Origin of the sequence: Brevibacillus sp. DP1.3A, assembly GCF_013284245.2 — a bacterium.
GTDB lineage: Bacteria > Bacillota > Bacilli > Brevibacillales > Brevibacillaceae > Brevibacillus.
On the sequence record NZ_CP085876.1, the window covers coordinates 5,085,413 to 5,102,097 of the forward strand.

Genomic DNA, 16,685 nt, shown 5'->3' on the forward strand with positions numbered 1-16,685 from the left:
ACTGTCAGAATCGTTTGATGACTTTAGTCTAGCCCAATTCCAGCTCGTTGAGAAGTCGTCTTCAACAGTTGATCGACATGCTGCATAGCTCCTTGCAGTCTCTCGGCATAATTTCCTCGCAGTGTCACGTACGTAATTCCCCGCTCATCCAGCATCTGGCGCAGTTTTTCATGATTGTGCAGGCGTACTTGCTCTTCTCCGTGCACGCGCAGTCCATCATCCACCCACGCGACATCTGGCTCCATGAACAGCCATAAATCATATGCTTGCTCGTCGGCAACCTGGTCGAGAACAGGGAAGGTTTGCCCGGTGTACAGTTCGGAGTAAAACTGGGTGACAATCGCTTCGGTATCGATGAACAAGAGCTTGTTGGCTTTCTGGAGCGCTTCGTACTCTTTCATTTTGTGACCATACGCAATATGCGGGAAATACTCCGGTGTCAAAATCGTATCGCAGCCCCCAACCTCTTCGCAGATTGTTCGTCCATACTCCTCGACAAACACGGTGTTGTAGATTTTCGCAAGATAACGGGTCAAGGTCGATTTCCCGCAGCTCTCTGTTCCTACCACCACTACCTTTTTGACGAAATAGGGCTGAACAACAGTCGGGATGTGCTGCCAATGGGTGTAGACCCCTTCATTGCGAATTTGAGTAGCGGAAATCGGTACTTGGCTGCGTGATTCATCGAGAATGATGTGCGCTGCCTCCGGGTATAAACGGCGAAAAATCAGATCGTAGGAGGGCTCGGAGCTGAAAACTAGATCAATTTTTTTCCCAATCATGCGTTTGATGTCCGCTGCTCCTGCCTCCCAATCGTAGCTCTCGTCGCTATCCGCAAGATCTTCGACTGCAAGCACGCGAACATTTTCCATGTCCTTCACCAGCGTAGACAGCCATCTCAATCTCACTTCATAGCGAATTGGCTTGATTCCTGCCTTCTCACACAGCTTTCGGTCGCGAGTAGGGCTGTGCGAGAGAACGACGTACAGCTCGTCGCAGCGGCAGGCCGCCTGTGTAATTGCGTATACATGTCCTTGATGCAGTGGCAAAAATTTGCCGCCAATGAAGCCTACGCCCCCCATGTCTGCTCCTCCCTTTGCTTGCGGTACTGCCGAACCCAGTTCATCAATCCGTAGATGGCATTCACCAAATAAGCAGACCACATGACCAGCATCGAGATATCGCTTCCGTCCTTCAAAAACGCTACCAGCCACATGTAAATCGTGAACAAATCAATGATGATCCAGACCACCCACTGCTCGACCAAACGCTTCACCATGAAGAGCATGGCGATGACGGAGAGAACAGCCGTCAAGGAATCGACAAAAGGCAAGGCCCCGCCCATTTGCTTCAATACAAACCCGTAAGCAATCGTTGCAATGATGCTCAAGACCGTCCACCAGATGCGTGCTTGGCTGGACAAAATGGTAATCTTAACGTCATTTTGCTTGACTTCGGACACGCGGTTTTTACGCCACAGGTAGAGTCCAATGAATTGCATCGGCAAAAAATAGAGAAGATTCAGCATTACCTCGCCATAGTACTTTTGCCCATAGGCGACGAACGCGTACAAAATCACATTGATGATACCCGGGTAGTAGCTCCACGTCTTTCCTTTGGCGACGAGCACGACACTCAGCATCCCTGTTAAAGACGCGATCAAGCCGATTAATGTATCATCCAGTGCGAAATACAAATAGAGGGTAACGAGAGTAAACGAGATGAGCCATACTTTTTCAAACCAATTCCAGTCTGCTAAAAAGCCGGTGCTTTTCGCATTCATGCGAATCTCTCCTTGAACGCTCGCAGGTTTTCCTGGCGCGCAGAATTGTCGTAGACAGCAAAAATGATATGGTCAAAAAGCTGTGCATACTGTTCCTCGATCAAAACAGTCGCAAAGTAATCTGCTACGTCCTCCGCTTTGTTGCGGAATACTCCGCAGCCGTATGCTCCCAAAATGATCGTCCGGTGGTTATGAATGGCTGCTGTCCGCAAAATTTTCCGAATGCGCTCCTTCATGACAGGGCCAATCTTCACGATATTTTCAGGCTCTCGCTCACGAACAACCCCAGCATTCACGGCAGGCGCCGTAATAAAAGATAAGAGGTAGGGGTCATTCAAAAGCTGATCGCTTTGATCGCGGAGCACGGGGACCCGCGGTGAATAAATCATGTAGTCAGAATAAAAGCAGGTTTTCAACTGGCGGTGATATGTGTACATTTCCTCCATTTGCACGATGCAAAGATACAGCCCGGAGGAACGCGCCAAGCTCTCTTCCTGCGCCTGGCTTCCCCCGAGGAATCCTCCACCCGGATTTTTGGCGGAAGCAAAATTCAAGCATACAGCATCTGCTCGCTTCTCGTGAACGATGAGGCGCTTGGCTGCATCCAGGCTGGATTCCGAGGTAACCTCGACCTTGGCACGAAGCTTTGCAGCCGTTGTTTGATGCGATGGTAGTGGCACTGTGTCTGCTGCCAAATCATTTGGCCGATACAGAACCGACTGGCTGACGGCAGAAGCTAGATTCTCCGTAATGCTCTTCTTTTCTCCTGCTTTATTCACGTAGTAACCCTGCTCTATGATTTGCAGTGTCTCTTGCGCGATTCGTACGCGAACGCTTCGATTGTGTCCCTGATTCATTGTGATTTCCTCCCTGGTACAGGGCTACGTCTGATCCATCCATTCCGGATTAAAACGAAAATACTTGGATGGTCGGTGCCCGGCATGTTTTCGATATTGATTCGTTTCCAGCACTTTGTCGGTTACCTTCCTGCGAAACGCCGCAGCCAACAGCTCACGTCCCAAAATCACTTCGTACACCTGTTGCAGATCGCTTAGCGTGAACAGCTCCGGCATTAAAGCAAAGGCGATGTCCGTGTATTCAATCTTGTTACGCAATCGTTCCAGAGCGTATTGAATGATTTTGGCGTGATCAAATGCAAGGTTATTCGTCTCTACAATTTCGCGGGTCTCACGTACGGTACGACCCGTTACTGTTTTGGTGATCTTAATGGTGGCAGACAATTCTTCTCTCTCATGCACAAGTCGCAGCTCCAACCATTTTTCAGTAATGGAGCCGTCAATAGTCGCCGTCTTTGTTTCTTTCAGCCATTTGTCCTCGATGCGGTACCACTCGGCTTCATCTGCATCATCCCCTGCCTGCAGCTGTAAAGACGAGCTGTCTACCAAGGCCATGTACGACGTGCTGATGACCCATGTCCGCGGATCTCTGCCCGCATCGCCCCAGGTGTAGAGCTGCTCCAAATAAATGTCGTCTACGTTTGTTTCCGTACGCAGCTCGCGTCTGGCTGCCTCCTCGAGACTCTCCCCAGGTGTAACAAACCCGCCTGGCAACGCCCATTGGCCGATATACGGATGCTCACCACGCTTCACGAGCAATATTTTCAACGACTTGGGCGAGAGCTTGCGGTAATTCTCCTCCAGCTCATCCATCACAGTGAATACCAGCATATCGACTGTCACAGACGGCCGCTCGAATTGGCTGACATCATAAGCCTCCAAGTACTCCAGTTCGGTTTGACCTTGTTTATTTACATGTGATTTTTCTTTCATTCAATCGCCTCTTTTAGCTGCTGAATTGTTGTTGTCTTTTTGTTATTAACAAAATGTTATTATCAAGTTGTTGGTATCATATTACTCTTTCCTGTTTTTGGTGTCAATAAAAATTCCCCACTTTAAAGCAAAGGGCTTTATTTGTAGAAAACAGCCGCGTAGAAGAAGCGCAGTTCCAATCAAAGCGCCTCTGGAGCCCCTCCCAGCTCCGGAATAAATGGCGGGGAATTTCAGCTTTTATCACATACAAAAACGCTTTAGCGTTTTCGGGTTTGAAGCGCTCCCGCCATTTATTCCGGAGCGGACAGTTGTCACCCCTTGCGGGGCGGAGGCCGAAGCGTAGACTGGAAATGCGCTTCTTCCCACAACTACCGCCACTTTTTCAAACCAAAGCAAAAAAGCCCCCTGCCAGTTCTTACACTGACAGGAGGCTTCTTCACACTATTTATAGCTTCTATTAAGCAGCACTTGGATCGGCTTTTACTGCCTGAACATAATCGTCTGCTTTCTTTTTGTCGAACTGACCTTCCCAACGAGAGATCACGATTGCTGCCAACGCATTACCTACTACGTTCACAACTGTACGAGCCATATCCATCAAACGGTCTACACCGGCGATGAAAGCAAGACCTTCTACTGGGAGACCTACAGAGCCGAGCGTAGCCAACAATACTACGAACGATACTCCCGGTACACCAGCGATCCCTTTGGACGTAACCATCAGTACGAGCATCAGCGTGATCTGTGTGCTGATTGGCATGTGAATACCATACATTTGCGCAATGAACAGAGCAGCCAGTGCCTGGTACAGCGTGGAACCATCCAGGTTGAAGGAGTAGCCCGTCGGAATAACAAAGGACGTGATCGCCTTCGGACAGCCCATCTTCTCCATTTTTTCCATAATTTTAGGCAGTACAGTCTCGGAGCTGGAAGTGGAGTAAGCCAACAACAGCTCGTCCTTCAGTACACGCAGAATGGAAGTGATTTTGACTCCGCTGATACGTGCGATGATGCCCAATACCACCAAGATGAAGAACAACATGGCAAAGTGAACCAAAATAACCAGTTTGCCCAATGGAATGAGCGATGACAAACCAAACTTGGAAACGGTAACACCAATCAGCGCAAAAACACCAAACGGAGCAAAACGCATGATTGTGTTTACAACCCAGAACATCGCGTCTGCAACCCCATTGAAGAAGTTGAGAACGGGCCTTCCTTTTTCTCCTGCTGCTGCTACACCAAGTCCAAACAGAACGGAGAAGAAAATAATGGCTAACATGTCGCCACGAGCCAGTGCATCAAACACATTGGTTGGCACAATATTGACGAATGTTTCCACCATGCCGTGGCTTTGTGTCGTTTCTGCCGTGTCTACATACTTGTGGATATCGGTCTTAGTAAGAACTGTTCGATCCACACCGAGACCCGGTTGAAAGATGTTCGCCGCCAAAAGACCAATGATAATGGCTATCGTGGTAACGATTTCAAAATACAGAATTGTCTTACCACCGATTTTGCCCAGCTTCTTCATGTCACCTACGCCTGCTACGCCCACAATAAGCGTGGCAACAACGATCGGAACGACAATCATTTTAATCAATCGGAGAAAAATATCACCGATAGGCTGTAAATAGGTCGCCACTGCCGGGTTGCCGTAAAAAATAGCACCCACCAGGATACCCAGAATGAGACCGATGACAATCTGCATCGCTAATCCAAACCGCTTCATTCTGACACCTCGCTATGAAAGATTAAGATGTGACTCTCAAGCCGATATGCTTATACGCATCAAGCTTAAGTGGTATATAGGTGAGCATCATATCATGACTTTTTGTGTTTTCCCCTTTTTTGTATTCTTTTCATTTCTTTATTTTTTCTGATATTTTCTAACAAATCGCGATATTATGGGGCTCGTTGTATTCGTTTCTGGAAAAATGATAAAATAAGGGAATCAGTTTTCAGCGATTTTTCATTCAGAATGGAGCGCAGTCATGACGATTCGGAAAATGATCATCCTGCTACTAGTTCTTGCAGTCGGGTTGTTTCTTTTACCTTACTCCGTCCCCTTTTTGCTAGCACTGTTAACAGCAATTCTGGTTGAGCCGCTCGTCCTGTTTCTTATCAAAAGGCTACGAATGAATCGGATGAGTGCGGTAATCGCCTCCTTTTTCCTATTCCTCATTTCTTTTGGGATCGTACTGTACTGGATCGGTACGCAGATCGTGATTCAGGGAATTGATTTGGCTCAGCGATTACCCGCTTTTTCGCAGCATATTTTTGAGTTGGTCGAGTCCTATTTGATGAGCTGGGAAACTTACTATGAATCGTTACCTGCCGAAACCGTCTCGGAAATCCAGAGTGTCTTCGCTGGGCTTAAAAGCTGGGCGCTTACTTCAGCCTCCACGGTTGCCAAAGGCATTCTCGGTGTGGCAGCCATCGTTCCGGGCTTTTTGATCTCGACAATTATTTACTTGGTTGCCTTGTTTTTGATCAGTCTCGATTTGCCGAAATTGCGTGCGGGCTTCATGAGAATGTTTACCGTATCTGCTCGTGAAAAGGTCGAGGTGGTTATCTCTCAATTGAACCGTGCCACCCTTGGTTTTTTACGTGCTCAAATCATCTTGAGCCTGATGACGTTCACGCTGTCCTTTTTGGGATTGCTCATTTTGCAGGTCAAGTATGCAGCCGTCATTTCGCTCATGATCGTTTTCGTCGATATTCTCCCCATCTTGGGCGCAGGTTCGTTCCTCGTCCCATGGGCTATTTACAACTTCTTGATGGGCAACTCTTATTTGGCAATCGGCCTGATCGTCATTTTCCTCGTGATTACGGTCGTCCGCCGCATTATTGAGCCCAAGGTACTCGCATCTAATCTGGGAATTAGTGCCCTTGCCGCTCTTGTCAGCTTGTTCCTCGGATTTCAGGTAATGGGATTTTTCGGGCTCATACTCGGTCCAGCGCTCGTCATCATTTACGAGGCGCTGCGGAAAGCTGGTTTCTTGAATTTCAAAATAGATTTTTGATGGGCACAAAAGATTGGTAGTGCTGCGGCCGTTTTTTCCGGTGATAGAATCGGAAAAGCGGCCGTTGATATAGAAAGATCTGGGGGAGAGCTTATGTGTGCATACAAAGAACTGACCACCTCACAACGAACAATCATGACGCCAGGGCCCGTCGAGGCCGAGCCTAGTGTTCTTCGCGTGATGGGTTCACCCATTTTGGGGCAATTTGATCCAGAATTCACGAACATCATGAACGAAACAATGGAAATGCTTCGGAAATTGTTTCAGACATCCAATCATTGGGCATTCCCTATTGACGGAACTTCCCGGGCGGGCATTGAGGCCGTTTTGTGTAGCATAATCGAACCAGGAGATCGGGTGCTTGTACCCATTTATGGACGATTCGGGCACCTCCTCACGGAGATTGCGGAAAGGTACGGCGCAGATGTGATTACGATGGAAACGCGCTGGGGAAGTGTCTTTGAACCGCAGGACGTCATTGCCGAAATCGAGCGAGTTCAGCCCAAAATCGTAGCAATGGTACATGGCGAAACATCCACCGGATGTGTTCAGCCTTTGAAAGAAATCGGAGAAGCTTGCCGCCAGATGGATGTCCTATTTGTCGTCGATGCTGTCGCTTCGATCGGCGGGACAGAAGTGAAGGTAGACGATTGGTGTATCGACGCATGTATTGGCGGCACACAAAAATGCTTGTCTGTCCCCTCTGGGATGGCTCCTATCACGTTTAATTCTCGTGTAGAAGCACTCTTGCTCCAACGAAAAAAAATTGAGCGTGGACTCGCTGATCCCTCTGCTCCGAAATCTATTCAAACCCGAACGATCCGCAGCAACTATTTTGACTTGAGCCAGCTCATGGATTACTGGGGACCCGCACGGCTGAACCACCATACGGAGGCGACAACGATGCTGTACGCCTTGCGCGAGGGAGTGCGCATTGCCCTCACGGAAGGTCTGGAGGCGAGATTCGCCAGACATCGCTTGCATGAACAAGCCTTGGTCGCAGGTGTATTGGCGATGGGATTACAGCTCTACGGCGATCCGGCTTGCAAACTTCCCGTCGTGACCTGCATTAAAATTCCTGAGGGACTGGACGGAGAGTCAGTCCGCGCCATGCTGCTCGAAGATTTTCATATTGAAATTGCCAGTTCCTTCGGGCCGCTAAAAGGGACAATCTGGCGGATTGGCACAATGGGCTACAGCTGCCGGAAGAAAAATATTTTGCATGTGCTAGGGGCGTTGGAAGCGGTTCTCATGCGGCATGGAGCACGTGTGCATGCAGGGCGCGCCGTTCAAGCCGCGCTGGATATCTACGATCAGGAAAGAGCACAACACAGCTAAACCCCTCTTCAGCGGAAAAAGCCCTTGTCATCCCCACTCACTTAGGGGTAGACAAGGGCTTTTCTTCCTGCTGAACACGCGCCAATAAATCGACGATGTGCACGGCCTCCATCTTTCCTTCCAGTCCAGCTCGATGAATGCCTGCTTTCATTTGCAACAGACAGCCCGGATTCGAGGTCACGAGAATGTCCGCTTGGGTAGCCGCTACATGGCCCATTTTTTCATCCAAGAGGCTCCCGGCCATCTCAGGCTGCACCAGATTGTAAATGCCCGCAGAGCCGCAGCAGCGATCTCCCTCGCGAAGCTGTACGTATGTGGCTCCTGGAATGGCTTGCAACAGGCTCACCGGCTCTTTTGTCACCTTCATCCCGTTGCGCAGGTGACAGGAGGATTGATAGGTGATCCGCTGTGGCAATGATTGCCATTCTTTTGGCTCGACGATGAGTGCAAGCACCTCGCTAATATCCTTCACGCGTGAAGCGAACCATTGTGCCTTCTCCTGCCGTTCGGCATCCTCCGCCAGCAAATGGTCGTATTCTTGCAGCATCGCCCCGCAACCGCCTGCATTGGATACAATGATATCCACATCAGCCTTGTGAAAAGCAGCCACATTTTTTCGCGCCAGATGGCGAGCCTGTTCACGCTCACCGCTATGTGCATGGAGAGCACCGCAGCACACCTGGTCTGGAGCGACGATGACCTCACAGCCTGCCTCACTCAGAAGGCGCACGGTGTTGCGATTCGTCTCATTGAATAGGACATCCATGATGCAGCCGTGAAACATTCCTACGCGATACTTGCGCTCGCCTACGGCTGGAATAACCGTGCCACCGAAAAAGTCCACGATACCTTTTCCAGATGCTTCAGGCATAATCGCTTCCATTTCCCGCATTTGCTTAGGTAGGATGGATAACACTCCCAGCTTGCGAGCAGCTTTTTGCACACCTGAGCGCTGATAGAAGCGTAAGAGCCCGCCGAGCTGGTACATGCGCTTCTGATGAGGAAACAGGTGAAAAAACGCGAGCTTGCGGACGGCTTTGACCCACCATGGATGCTCCTGTACCTCTTCGATCGCTTCTCTCGTCTGCTCGATCAGCTGACCGTACGGCACACCTGCTGGGCATACAGGCTCACATGCTCGGCAGCCTAGACAGAGATTCATTTGATCGACGAAATCTTTGTCCGGCTCCATGACACCGTCTGCTACGGCTTTCATCAAGGCGATGCGACCTCGTGGAGAAGCTGCCTCATAGCCTGTTTCCCGAAAGGTCGGACAGGCTGGCTGACAGAAGCCACAGCGCATACAGTTGGACAGTTCATCGTAATCGAGTTTATTTACCAAGGCTTCTTTAAGCACGCTGGACCACCACTCTGTTCCGGGACTGTTTGGCAAACATCTTGTCAGGATTCAGGAGATTGTGAGGATCGAAAGCGTGCTTGATGCCTTTCATGATCTCCATACCTGCGGCTCCTACTTTCCACTCCAAATACGGTGCCTTGACGATCCCTACGCCATGCTCTCCCGTAATCGTTCCGCCCAAATCGATTGCCGCAGCAAAAATTTCCTCGAAGGCATGCTCGACACGCTCGATCTCTTCCGTGTTGCGAGCGTCTGTCATGCAGGTCGGATGCAAATTGCCGTCACCTGCATGGCCAAAGGTGCATATTTGCAGTCCGTAACGCCCTGTAATCTCTTGGATCGCGGCGACCATCGGTGCTATCGCGGCGCGGGGAACGGTCGCGTCCTCCAAAATGGTCGTAGGACGCATCCTTGACAATGCGGCGAGCGCACTGCGTCTAGCAGTCATTACCTCATCCGCTTCCTCGGCTGTCGTCGCTACCTTGATTTGGACGGCATCATTCTTCTGGCAAATAGCAGCGATCTGCTCCATGTCCCGATCGACCGTCTGCGGCTCTCCGTCCTGACCGATCAGGAGGATCGCCGCCACATCTGTCGGAAGCCCGATCTGTTTGAAATCCTCGACAACACGGATTGTACCCTGATCGAGAAATTCAAGCGTGCCAGGAATGATGCGATTGGCAATAATATCGGAAACAGACCTCGCCGCCTGTGCCATATCTGCAAACATAGCCAGCATGACTCGCTGTGTTTGCGGCTTCGGAATCAGCTTGAGAATAGCCTCGGTAATGATCGCCAATGTGCCCTCGCTGCCGACCAAGAGCTTGGTCAGATCATAGCCCGCCACATCCTTCATCAGCTTGCCCCCGGTACGGATGACCTCACCGTTCGGCAACACAGCTTCGAGACCCAACACGTAATCCTTGGTTGTTCCGTACTTCAATCCACGCAGTCCACCCGAATTGAGCGCAATATTCCCGCCAATCGTGGAGATGACCATGCTGCCTGGATCTGGTGGGTAAAACAAACCGAGTGCCTCTACCGCCTGATGGATGTCGACCGTTCGAACCCCCGGCTGCACCGTTATCGTCAAATTTTGCTCGTCAATCTCTACGATCTGATTCATCCGGCTCAATACCAAGACAATTCCGCCACCGACTGGTATCGTTCCGCCGCATAGATTGGAGCCTGCTCCACGCGTCACAATCGGGATGTGATGTCGCGCTGCAACTCGCATGACCTGTTGGACTTCGGCTGTGCTCTTCGGCATGACGACCACATCCGGCAATGCTTGCTGCATCGGCGTCGCGTCATACGAATAGGCGACTAATGCTTCCTGTTTGTCGAGACAGCTTTTCTCTCCGACGATGGCACGCAGCTCTTCGCGAATGGATTCTGGCAACATGGAATCTCTCCATCCTTTCCCAAAAACTTAGTCAAACTGCTGAATAGCTTCCCTGATTCTTCCATTGGTAACATTCAACAGACGAGTGGCCTCTTCCCTGCTCGATCCAGTCAGCTTCATGATAATGGCTGTCTTCGCATCACCGTCTGCCTGATCAGCCAGTTGCTCCGCTTCCTCGTAACTCGCTCCGGTCACTTCCATGATGATCCGCTTTACTCGTTCCTTCAGCTTGAGGTTGGTCGCCTGCACGCTTACCATCAGATTTCCGTACACTTTTCCCAAACGAATCATCGTAGCTGTCGTCAGCATGTTCAGCACCAGCTTTTGGGCCGTTCCTGCCTTGAGCCTTGTCGATCCGGTCAATACTTCCGGTCCTACGACAACATTAATCGCTACATCTACGCCTTCATTGATGTACGAAGGCTTGTTGCAAGAGACAGCAACCGTCTTGGCCTCGATCTTCTGTGCTTCCGCCAAAACACCGAGAACGTACGGAGTCCGTCCACTGGCTGCGATCCCTACGACCACATCATTTTTGGTCACGCCGTATTTATGCACATCTTCTTGACCTAATTCAAAAGAATCCTCTGCACCTTCTACCGCGCGTACCAGTGCGGATGGTCCGCCTGCAATCACACCCTGAACGAGCTCAGGCTGGGTACCAAAGGTCGGTGGGCACTCAGACGCATCCAAGATCCCTAAGCGTCCACTCGTTCCAGCACCAAAGTAAAACAGTCTTCCGCCCTTTTCCAATGCGTGTGTGATGACATCTACCGCATCGGATACTTGATCGAGGACGCGCTCTACTGCATAAGGAACCTTCTTGTCCTCATCGTTCATCATTTGTACGATGCCTCGGGCACTCAATTGATCCAAATCACTGCTGCCCTCGTTTTTTCCTTCAGTCGTCAATGCTTGCAAGTTCTCCAGATTCATGCTCTATCGAACCTCCTTTTCAATCTTACTGCCCCATGCTCACTTCATGACTGATGGCAAGTGACAAAGTGCCCTGCTGAAACCTCGCTAGCCACTGGCGCGACTGTTTTGCAAATGTCCATACAGTGGCGGCAACGCGGATGAAATGTGCAGCCAGACGGCGGATTCGCTGGACTAGGCAGGTCTCCCTCCAAAATGATCCGCTGGGTCGTCAAATGGGGATTCGGTACAGGCACCGCTGATAACAGTGCTTGTGTATAGGGATGTGTTGGTTTCTCGTACAACGATTGTTTATCCGCTACCTCCACCACTTTTCCGAGATACATGACCGCTACCCGATCAGAAATATGGCGGACGACACTCAAATCATGCGAGATAAACAAATACGTCAGATTGAATTCCTTTTGCAAATCTTGCATCAGGTTCAAAATTTGTGCCTGAATCGACACGTCCAGAGCAGATACAGGCTCATCAGCCACAATCAGCTTCGGGCGCAAAATCAGTGCCCTTGCTATGCCAATCCGCTGGCGCTGACCACCGGAAAACTCATGCGGAAAGCGATCCAGCTGCTGCTTGGAGAGGCCGACGATCTGGATCATCTCCTCGACTTGCTTGCGGCGTTCTACTGAATTGCCGATGCCGTGGATGATGAGTGGGTCCTCCAAAAGCTGGCCGATTGTTTTTCGTGGGTTCAGCGAGGCAAACGGGTCCTGAAACACGAGCTGCATGTTGCGTCTAGCCCGTCGGAGCTCTGATTCATTGAGCTTGCGGATATCCTGTCCTTCAAAAAAGATTTCTCCATCAGTCGGTTCAATCAGACGCAGGATGCAGCGTCCTGTCGTGGACTTCCCACAACCTGATTCGCCTACGATGCTGACAGTCTCGCCCGGATAAACAGTCAAGTTGACTCCATCGACGGCACGGACGATTTTCTCCTTGCTGAAGAATCCTTGCTTGCTCGTGAAATGCTTGGTCAATGATTTGACTTCCAGCAGTGGTTGCCTCATTGCATGTCCTCCTCGCGATACAGCCAGCAGCGGCACTTTTGGTTGTCTGCGACAGGCGTAAGCTCTGGATTTTTCTCGCGGCAAATATCCATGACCTGTGAGCAGCGCGGTGCAAAACGACATCCCACTGGCATTTCGCTCAAAAGAGGCACCGAGCCCGGAATCGCATCCAAACGCTCTTGGTTGACACTGACAGAAGGCATCGATTTCAAAAGCCCTCTCGTATACGGATGCTTCGGCTCGTCAAACAGCTGCTTGACGTCGGCTTCCTCTACGATTTGACCTGCATACATGACGATGACGCGATGACACATCTCCGCCACGACTCCCAGGTCATGTGTGATAAGCAGGATGGAAGTGCCTTGCTCTTGCCGGACTTTTTTCATGAGTTCCAATATTTGCGCCTGAATCGTCACGTCCAACGCCGTCGTCGGTTCGTCGGCAATCAAGAGCTTGGGCGCACAAGACATCGCCATCGCGATCATCACACGTTGACGCATCCCGCCTGACAATTGGTGCGGATAGTCGGAAATGATTTCATCGGCACGCGGAATTCCGACTTCTTTCAAAAGCTCGATCGTCCGTCGCTTGGCTTCCTGTTTGGACAATCCGAGATGCCGACGAAGTGGCTCGCTGATCTGTTTACCGATCGAATGCAATGGGTTGAGCGAAGTCATCGGCTCCTGAAAAATCATCGCGATCTGATTACCGCGAATCGTCTGCATTTTTTTATCCGTAAGTGAGAGCAGCTCCTTGTCTTGAAAACGGATGCTCCCGGTCATCTCCACATTCCGTCCCAAGAGCTGCATGATGGACATGCTGGTCACGCTTTTTCCACATCCGGATTCACCGACCACACCGACGGTTTCACCAGGCTCTACAGAGAGACTGACACCCTCGATCACGGTCAGCTTTTTGCCTGCTTGGATAAAAGAAGTTCGCAAATCATCAATCGTAAGCATTGCTGCCATGAGTACTCCCCCTTTTCATCAGGATGTGTGGTCAGGTTTGATTACAGAAAATAATCGGTTATGGTGAGCGGTCCGCCACGCCCCGATTAACGGGCTCGCAACAGGATGCACGCGGTTTGTCAATGTAATCAGCGTCACGTCTCTCGCCGGGTCCGACCAGATCGACGTTCCTGTAAAGCCGGTATGCCCAAAGGCGCGCTCCGAAACAAGGTCTCCCCCACTGCAACCTGCGGCAAGCTGTTCTAAGGAGCCGCCTGTCGAGGAAATGATCCATCCCAGTCCTCTGCGATGAATCGAATGGTCTGTGAGTGAGCGAGTAGCCAAGGCACACAGCGTCGGATCAAGCTGTACGGAAGCCTTCCGACTCGTCCAAATGTGCATGTAGCGCTCTGTATCAGCCAAGGTGGAAAAAAGTCCGGCGTGCCCACTGACACCTTCCAAGCCATAGTGGGCGTTGCAATCGTGAACCGTGCCACTAATAACTCCTTCTCGCCAACCGTATCCGGTCAAAGCTTGCTGCCATTCCAACGCCAATGGATGTCTGGCTTCTGCTAGCTCTGACAAAAAAGTCACAGCCATCTCTTGTTCAAAGGCATTTCCCTTCTCCGTAGCAGCGATGTCCATTCCGTGCAGACGTGTTTGTTCCAGCGGCAAGTAGCTCGTATGAAGCATTCGGCTCGGTTGAAAAATCAGTCGCTTCGCCAGCGCGTCCAGTTCCTCGTCCCAGATACGCTCCAGTAAAAAGCCCAACAGCATGAATCCCAAATCGCTGTACACAACGCTACGTCCTGGGTCATCCAGCATCGACTCGTTTGCGATGAGCCGCAAATAATCCTCCCGATTTTTCCCCAGCAAAAAGTACGGACGCCATGCAGGAAGTCCCGATGTATGTGTGAGCAGGTGAATGATTTTGATCTGCCGTTTGCGTTCCTGATCATGGGCGCTCGCCAATTCTGGCAAGTAGGTCGTCACGGAGTCAGTCAACGAGAGCTTGCCTTCCTGCACACTGATGAGGATGAGTGGCAAGGTCACCATCACCTTGGTCAAAGAGGCCATATCGTACAGCGTTTGACTATGAACCGGCCTTCCATCATGTCCATAGCTTGTTTTTCCCATGCAAACTGTCACAGCAGGCGCATCTTTTCGCAGTATGCTGACAGCGCCTCCTGGAAAAATTCCCTGATGAATCCCTCGCGTCAGACTGGACTCCATTCGTTCTCTGAACTGTTGCACGTTCATTCGTTCTCACCTCAGCCTATCGTTCCTATTTCCCACGATGACGCGGGTCGAGAATATCACGGACGGCATCCCCAAACATGTTGCAAGCAAGAATCGTCACCGTCATGGCAATGCATGGCCAGATGATCATACCCGGAGCCAGCTCCATGTAGCGGCGCGCTTCTGAAATCATCCCGCCCCATGACGGGTCTGGCGGCTGAATCCCCAAGCCCAAAAAGCTGAGGGCCGATTCTGTCAGGATCGCACCTGAAATCGCCAGTGAGGATTGAACAAGCAGTGGTGCCGTTACATTCGGAAAAATTTCCTGAAACAAGATACGCGGTGTACTCGCACCGATGGCACGAGCGCTTTCTACGTACTCCAGATTTTTGATAGAGAGAACCGCTCCCCTCACCGTCCGGGTGAAGATCGGAATGTTCACGATCCCGATAGCCATGATCGTGTTGAAGGTTCCCGGCCCTAATGCAGCGACAATCGCCAGCGCCAGCAAAATTTCCGGAAAAGCAAACAGAACGTCCATACAGCGCATGATAAAACCGTCAATCCAGCGCCCGAAGTAGCCAGCGATCAAGCCAAACAGCGTACCGAAAACGACACTGACAAGAACGGCAGAAAGCCCGACCACAAGCGATACGCGCGCACCGTGGATGATGCGGCTCAAAATATCACGACCAAACTGGTCCGTACCTAGCAAAAACTCACCCGAGCTGCCTTCCATCCGATGATCCTGAAACATTTGTGTCGGGTCATGCGGAGCCAACACCGGAGCCAGCACTGCCGTCAAACAGAGCAACGCCAGCAAAATGGAGCAGAAGACGGCTGTCTTATTCGCCAAAAAACGCTTTCGAAATGTGCTCATGTCGCATTCCCCTTGTCAATACTTGATACGTGGATCAATCCAGGTATAGATCAGGTCGATGAGCAGATTGACCAGGACAAACACCAGAGCGACGAACAAAACGCCTCCCTGTACAACCGGATAATCCCGCTGATAAATTCCTTCCAGAATGTACTGGCCCAGACCAGGAATCGAGAACAGCTGCTCGACGATCACAGACCCGCCCAGCAGGTAACCAATCTGCATACCTGCGATCGTGACGATCGGAATCGAAGAGTTGCGGAACGCATGGCCCATAACGATTGTCCATTTACTGTTGCCCTTGGCCCGCGCTGTCCGAATAAAATCTTTGTCCATGGTTTCCAAAAACGCAGAACGAGTCATCCGCATCACACCAGCAGCCACCACAATCCCCATCGTTGTCGCAGGCAGTATGAATACCTTGAACGCCTCGATCGGATCTTCCCAGAAGTTCACCACATCAATGGGTGGGAACCAGTTGAAATAAAGGGAAAAGCCGAGCAAGAGCAGGGTCCCGATGGCAAAGTTCGGAACAGAAATACCTAGCAGCGTAAACACACGAACCACGATGTCTGTTTTGGAATGAGCCCGAATCGCCGAGAGAATCCCGAACGGAATCGCGAGCACCCACCCAATCAGAACGCCAAATACAGTCAGTTGCATGGTGATGGCAAAACGCTTGAGAATTTGGGGCAAAATCTCTTCTCCTGTGTGGACCGATACACCAAAATTCCCTTGCAGGATTCCTGTGATCCAATTCAGGTACTGGTTAATCAACGGCTGATCCAGACCCATGCTTTTATTCAAGGCCGCAATTGCTTCCGGTGTGGCATTCGTTCCTAGCATGATGGAAGCTGGATCGCCCGGCACCAGATGCAGGATCGTGAAGATCAAGACGGATATGCCAAACAGGATGGGAATCAAGCTGGCGACACGTTTGATTAGATAAGATCCCACGAGTTTCCCTCCAT

15 protein-coding genes are annotated in these 16,685 nt (G+C 50.8%); 2 read left to right on the forward strand and 13 right to left on the reverse strand.

Going from position 1 to position 16,685, the window contains the following annotated elements:
• Window positions 1-23: 23 nt before the first annotated feature.
• The 5 genes from nadR to HP399_RS23285 form a co-directional block, all read right to left on the reverse strand.
• A complete protein-coding gene (gene nadR / locus HP399_RS23265; RefSeq protein ID WP_173619195.1) occupies window positions 24-1,082 on the reverse strand; it encodes a multifunctional transcriptional regulator/nicotinamide-nucleotide adenylyltransferase/ribosylnicotinamide kinase NadR in 1,059 nt (352 codons plus the stop codon).
• Window positions 1,070-1,783, reverse strand: coding sequence for a nicotinamide riboside transporter PnuC (gene pnuC / locus HP399_RS23270; protein ID WP_173619196.1), 714 nt, complete (start codon window positions 1,781-1,783; stop codon window positions 1,070-1,072). Before pnuC ends, nadR begins: the two co-directional genes overlap by 13 nt.
• Window positions 1,780-2,640, reverse strand: a complete 861-nt coding sequence (locus HP399_RS23275) for a TIGR02452 family protein (RefSeq protein ID WP_173619197.1) — start codon at window positions 2,638-2,640, stop codon at window positions 1,780-1,782. Before HP399_RS23275 ends, pnuC begins: the two co-directional genes overlap by 4 nt.
• A gap of 24 nt (window positions 2,641-2,664) precedes the next feature.
• Entirely contained in the window at window positions 2,665-3,573 is a 909-nt protein-coding gene (locus HP399_RS23280; protein WP_173619198.1) for an NUDIX hydrolase, read from the reverse strand.
• Window positions 3,574-4,030: 457 nt separating this feature from the next.
• Window positions 4,031-5,305, reverse strand: a complete 1,275-nt coding sequence (locus HP399_RS23285) for a cation:dicarboxylate symporter family transporter (protein WP_173619199.1) — start codon at window positions 5,303-5,305, stop codon at window positions 4,031-4,033.
• A gap of 262 nt (window positions 5,306-5,567) precedes the next feature.
• Between HP399_RS23285 and ytvI the strand changes: the two genes are divergently transcribed.
• Window positions 5,568-6,599 (forward strand): sporulation integral membrane protein YtvI, encoded by a 1,032-nt coding sequence (ytvI, locus tag HP399_RS23290; protein ID WP_007716162.1) that lies wholly within the window; start codon window positions 5,568-5,570, stop codon window positions 6,597-6,599.
• Between the two features lie 93 nt (window positions 6,600-6,692).
• Window positions 6,693-7,937 (forward strand): pyridoxal-phosphate-dependent aminotransferase family protein, encoded by a 1,245-nt coding sequence (locus tag HP399_RS23295; protein ID WP_173619200.1) that lies wholly within the window; start codon window positions 6,693-6,695, stop codon window positions 7,935-7,937.
• Window positions 7,938-7,974: 37 nt separating this feature from the next.
• Here HP399_RS23295 and HP399_RS23300 read toward each other — a convergent pair whose 3' ends face one another.
• Genes HP399_RS23300 through HP399_RS23335 form a run of 8 tightly spaced genes read right to left on the reverse strand, consistent with a single transcriptional unit; the run spans window position 7,975 to window position 16,671 of the window.
• Entirely contained in the window at window positions 7,975-9,294 is a 1,320-nt protein-coding gene (locus HP399_RS23300) for a (Fe-S)-binding protein (RefSeq protein ID WP_173619201.1), read from the reverse strand.
• Complete coding sequence (locus tag HP399_RS23305; protein ID WP_173619202.1) at window positions 9,287-10,702, reverse strand: FAD-binding oxidoreductase; 1,416 nt, start codon at window positions 10,700-10,702, stop codon at window positions 9,287-9,289. Before HP399_RS23305 ends, HP399_RS23300 begins: the two co-directional genes overlap by 8 nt.
• 27 nt (window positions 10,703-10,729) lie before the next feature.
• Window positions 10,730-11,638 (reverse strand): N-acetylmuramic acid 6-phosphate etherase, encoded by a 909-nt coding sequence (murQ, locus tag HP399_RS23310; RefSeq protein ID WP_173619203.1) that lies wholly within the window; start codon window positions 11,636-11,638, stop codon window positions 10,730-10,732.
• Between the two features lie 44 nt (window positions 11,639-11,682).
• Entirely contained in the window at window positions 11,683-12,645 is a 963-nt protein-coding gene (locus HP399_RS23315; RefSeq protein WP_173619204.1) for an ABC transporter ATP-binding protein, read from the reverse strand.
• Window positions 12,642-13,616, reverse strand: coding sequence for an ABC transporter ATP-binding protein (locus HP399_RS23320; RefSeq protein ID WP_173619205.1), 975 nt, complete (start codon window positions 13,614-13,616; stop codon window positions 12,642-12,644). The genes HP399_RS23315 and HP399_RS23320 overlap by 4 nt, the downstream gene beginning before the upstream one ends.
• A gap of 18 nt (window positions 13,617-13,634) precedes the next feature.
• Window positions 13,635-14,855 carry a serine hydrolase domain-containing protein gene (locus HP399_RS23325; RefSeq protein ID WP_173619206.1) on the reverse strand — a complete coding sequence of 407 codons (1,221 nt, stop codon included), beginning with the start codon at window positions 14,853-14,855 and terminating at the stop codon, window positions 13,635-13,637.
• A gap of 25 nt (window positions 14,856-14,880) precedes the next feature.
• Complete coding sequence (locus HP399_RS23330) at window positions 14,881-15,714, reverse strand: ABC transporter permease (RefSeq protein WP_173619207.1); 834 nt, start codon at window positions 15,712-15,714, stop codon at window positions 14,881-14,883.
• Window positions 15,715-15,729: 15 nt separating this feature from the next.
• Window positions 15,730-16,671 carry an ABC transporter permease gene (locus HP399_RS23335; RefSeq protein WP_173619208.1) on the reverse strand — a complete coding sequence of 314 codons (942 nt, stop codon included), beginning with the start codon at window positions 16,669-16,671 and terminating at the stop codon, window positions 15,730-15,732.
• Window positions 16,672-16,685: the final 14 nt, after the last annotated feature.

Bases quoted from the DNA above. Each gene is read 5' to 3' on its own strand.
- nadR (WP_173619195.1), bottom strand. From the start codon at position 1,082: ATGGGGGGCGTAGGCTTCATTGGCGGCAAATTTTTGCCACTGCATCAA.
- pnuC (WP_173619196.1), bottom strand. From the start codon at position 1,783: ATGAATGCGAAAAGCACCGGCTTTTTAGCAGACTGGAATTGGTTTGAA.
- HP399_RS23275 (WP_173619197.1), bottom strand. From the start codon at position 2,640: ATGAATCAGGGACACAATCGAAGCGTTCGCGTACGAATCGCGCAAGAG.
- HP399_RS23280 (WP_173619198.1), bottom strand. From the start codon at position 3,573: ATGAAAGAAAAATCACATGTAAATAAACAAGGTCAAACCGAACTGGAG.
- HP399_RS23285 (WP_173619199.1), bottom strand. From the start codon at position 5,305: ATGAAGCGGTTTGGATTAGCGATGCAGATTGTCATCGGTCTCATTCTG.
- ytvI (WP_007716162.1), top strand. From the start codon at position 5,568: ATGACGATTCGGAAAATGATCATCCTGCTACTAGTTCTTGCAGTCGGG.
- HP399_RS23295 (WP_173619200.1), top strand. From the start codon at position 6,693: ATGTGTGCATACAAAGAACTGACCACCTCACAACGAACAATCATGACG.
- HP399_RS23305 (WP_173619202.1), bottom strand. From the start codon at position 10,702: ATGTTGCCAGAATCCATTCGCGAAGAGCTGCGTGCCATCGTCGGAGAG.
- murQ (WP_173619203.1), bottom strand. From the start codon at position 11,638: ATGAATCTGGAGAACTTGCAAGCATTGACGACTGAAGGAAAAAACGAG.
- HP399_RS23315 (WP_173619204.1), bottom strand. From the start codon at position 12,645: ATGAGGCAACCACTGCTGGAAGTCAAATCATTGACCAAGCATTTCACG.
- HP399_RS23320 (WP_173619205.1), bottom strand. From the start codon at position 13,616: ATGGCAGCAATGCTTACGATTGATGATTTGCGAACTTCTTTTATCCAA.
- HP399_RS23325 (WP_173619206.1), bottom strand. From the start codon at position 14,855: ATGAACGTGCAACAGTTCAGAGAACGAATGGAGTCCAGTCTGACGCGA.
- HP399_RS23330 (WP_173619207.1), bottom strand. From the start codon at position 15,714: ATGAGCACATTTCGAAAGCGTTTTTTGGCGAATAAGACAGCCGTCTTC.